Genomic DNA, 1,065 nt, shown 5'->3' with positions numbered 1-1,065 from the left:
TATTCTTGGTTTTTAATGCTGGAACGTATTGGTTGGTGGGATTGCTGGTATACGCCTCGATAGGTGGGAGTAAGTTTAAGGAGTTGAGGCGGTTACGTTCTGGTTTTGGTGGCTAGATGACGGGGCGTGGAGGCCCTGGGGCAGGTGAGGACGAGTATGGGTAATTCTGTGGAGGGTAAGAAACCTGTTAGTCGTGGTGTGATATGTACTGGGTTTAGTTCCGACCCCGTACATTGGAAACAAACAAAAAAGAGCAAAGGAACTTCACCCATGCCCACCAAATACCCCCAAGAACTCAAAACAAGAGCCCTACGCCTACTGGCCGACCACCTCGAAAACAACCCCGACACAGGCATCTACACCGCCTGCCGAAACATCGGAGAACGCCTCGGCATCAGCCCCGAAACCTTACGAAAATGGCACAAACAAGCCGAAATCGATGCTGGTAACACCCCCGGCACCACCACTGATATGGCAGCAGAAAACCGACGCCTACGCAAAGAAAACGCCGAGCTCAAGCGAACCAACGAGATTCTACGGACAGCATCAGCTTTTTTCGCGGCAGAACTCGACCGTCCAGCCCGATCATGATCCGCTATATCGATAGGTATAGGAACCGTTTCGGGTTTGAGAACATCTGCACCGCACTACAAGAAAACCTCGCTGGTGGTTTCATCACCTCACGCGGCTACCGCGCCGCTAAGGCTCGTGTTCCTGCAGCACGTACTTTGAAGGACCAACTTCTGATTCCTGAACTGGTGAAAATCCATGAAGAGAATTATGGCGTGTATGGTGTGCGCAAGATGTGGCACGCCATGAGGCGTGCCGGCTGGGATATTGGGACTGTCAGATTAACGGTGTAAACCCACAACAAATCTAGCGACCAGCCACCTGCGGCAACCGATCACCAAAAACAATAGCAAAAGCATTCAACGCCTGCTTCCACCGAGTCATCCACCGCCGAGCACCAGCACCTGAAGGATCCAAAGACCGAACCGTCAAATACATAAACTTCAAAGCCGACTCCTCAGACACAAAATGCCCACGCGACCTGGCAGAACGCCG

2 protein-coding genes and 1 pseudogene are annotated in these 1,065 nt (G+C 52.2%); 2 read left to right on the top strand and 1 reads right to left on the bottom strand.

The window, feature by feature from the left end; all coding sequences use genetic code 11:
• The first annotated feature begins 270 nt into the window (after window positions 1-270).
• Complete coding sequence (locus tag L6963_RS11665; protein WP_237207716.1) at window positions 271-591, top strand: transposase; 321 nt, start codon at window positions 271-273, stop codon at window positions 589-591.
• Complete coding sequence (locus L6963_RS11965) at window positions 588-863, top strand: IS3 family transposase (RefSeq protein ID WP_237207715.1); 276 nt, start codon at window positions 588-590, stop codon at window positions 861-863. Before L6963_RS11665 ends, L6963_RS11965 begins: the two co-directional genes overlap by 4 nt.
• A 13-nt stretch (window positions 864-876) precedes the next feature.
• Here the strand turns inward: L6963_RS11965 and L6963_RS11660 are convergent.
• Window positions 877-1,065 (bottom strand): annotated as a pseudogene (locus L6963_RS11660) (IS256 family transposase); the annotation flags it as partial.

This window comes from Rothia nasimurium, from assembly GCF_928392795.1.
In the GTDB taxonomy this organism is placed as follows: Bacteria; Actinomycetota; Actinomycetes; order Actinomycetales; family Micrococcaceae; genus Rothia; species Rothia nasimurium_F.
The sequence above is the reverse complement of the archived record's forward strand: the minus strand, read 5'-3'. Positions and strand labels throughout refer to the sequence as shown.

Bases quoted from the DNA above. Each gene is read 5' to 3' on its own strand.
- L6963_RS11965 (WP_237207715.1), top strand. From the start codon at position 588: ATGATCCGCTATATCGATAGGTATAGGAACCGTTTCGGGTTTGAGAAC.
- L6963_RS11665 (WP_237207716.1), top strand. From the start codon at position 271: ATGCCCACCAAATACCCCCAAGAACTCAAAACAAGAGCCCTACGCCTA.